Annotated in this window: 2 protein-coding genes; both read left to right on the plus strand. The window is 56.9% G+C overall.

Going from position 1 to position 1,776, the window contains the following annotated elements:
- Window positions 1-86: 86 nt before the first annotated feature.
- On the plus strand, window positions 87-434 hold the full coding sequence (tnpB, locus tag H8K47_RS17940; RefSeq protein ID WP_186882718.1) for an IS66 family insertion sequence element accessory protein TnpB: 348 nt from the start codon (window positions 87-89) through the stop codon (window positions 432-434).
- Between the two features lie 29 nt (window positions 435-463).
- Window positions 464-1,776, plus strand: a 1,313-nt coding sequence (gene tnpC, locus H8K47_RS17945) for an IS66 family transposase (protein WP_186882719.1), incomplete at its 3' end; no start/stop codon positions are given.

A 1,776-nucleotide genomic window follows, 5' to 3' on the forward strand; every position in this document is an offset into this window, starting at 1 on the left:
GAAATCCAGATGGCCGGTGCGGTCGTGCGTTTCGATGGCAAGGCTGATTTGACTGCGATCCGTGCCGTGTTGGGGATGTTACGACCATGATGGGGCTACCGGCAGGAACACGCATCTGGCTGGCAGCCGGTGTCACTGATATGCGTTCTGGCATGAATGGTCTGGCGGCCAAGGTGCAAATGACTCTCCTTGCAGATCCTTTGGCTGGCCATGTGTTTGTATTCCGGGGCAAGCGCGGCAACGTCATCAAAGTACTGTGGGCCACCAGCGATGGCGTATGCCTGTTGATCAAGCGGTTAGAACGTGGCCGCTTCGTCTGGCCTCAGGCGAGTGCTGGCAAAGTCCATCTGACCCAGGCGCAGCTATCCATGCTGCTCGAAGGAATCAACTGGAAACAGCCGGAACGCACCTGGCCACCACTGGCGCTCTTGTAAACGGTACCGATCATGCGTAAACTCCACGCATGGCGACCACTCCCTCACTTCCAGACGATATCGATGCCCTAAAAGCATTGCTGCTCCAGCGAGATGGCGAATTGCAATCCCTGCGCCAAACCGTCTCAACCCTGGAACTGGCGCTGAGCGTACGCACACTGGAAATCGAACAATTGACGCTCCAGATCGCCAAGTTAAAACGCATGGTGTTCGGGCGCAAATCCGAGAAGATCGACCAGAAGCTGGAGCAACTGGAAACCCGGCTGGAAGAGTTGATCGCCGAAGAAGGCGCGGCAGAACAAACCGCAGTCACGCCGGCGCAGCCACGTCAGAAAGCGGCTCACAAACCCTTCCCTGAGCACCTGCCGCGCGAAGAACACCTCATTGAGCCAGCGGAAGACAACTGCCCGCAATGCGGCGGCAAGCTCAAACCGTTGGGCGAAGACGTGTCTGAGCAGCTGGAAGTGATTGAAGCTGCCTTCAAAGTGATTCGCCATGTGAGGAAGAAGAAAGCCTGCGCCTGCTGTGATTGCATTGTTCAGGCACCGGCACCGAGTCGTCCGATTCAACGTGGATTTGCTGGCCCAGGCTTATTGGCGCATATCGCCGTCGCCAAATTCGCTGATCACCAGCCACTGTACCGGCAAGCCCTCATTCATGCCCGGCGCGGGGTGGAACTCGATTCAGCGACGACAGGGCGTTGGATGGGCGCATGTGGTGTCTTGATTACTCCGCTAGTGGACGCGTTGCGCCGCTATGTGGTCGCTCCCGGTAAAGTCCATAGCGACGATACACCGATGCCGGTTCTGGCACCGGGCAACGGTAAAACCAAAACCGGACGGCTATGGGTGTACGTACGGGATGACCGACACTCCGGCTCCCTGGCTGCGCCTGCAGTATGGTTTGCTTATTCCGCGAACCGACAGGGTCTACACCCGCAGACGCACCTGGAGGGATTCACCGGTGTGTTGCAAGCGGATGCGTACGGTGGTTATGACAAGCTCTATACTGATGGCAGCGTGATTGAAGCCGCCTGTTGGGCGCATGCCAGACGCAAGGTCTATGATTTACACGCAAAAAAGGCCACGCCAACGACCACCGAGATTCTGCGCCGGATTGGCGAACTCTATGGTATTGAAGCGCAAATTCGCGGACAGCCACAAACTGAACGTCAGCGTATTCGGCAGCGACAGGCCAAACCACTTCTGGTTGAACTGGAAGTTTGGCTGCGCAACAGACTGCTGACACTATCGACACAATCCGAGACCACCAAGGCCATCAACTACATGCTCAACCAGTGGCATGCGTTGAACTATTACTGTGAAGATGGCGTGGCCGAGAT

This window comes from Cognatundibacterium rugosum (assembly GCF_014284365.1).
In the GTDB taxonomy this organism is placed as follows: Bacteria; Pseudomonadota; Gammaproteobacteria; order Burkholderiales; family Burkholderiaceae_D; genus Undibacterium; species Undibacterium rugosum.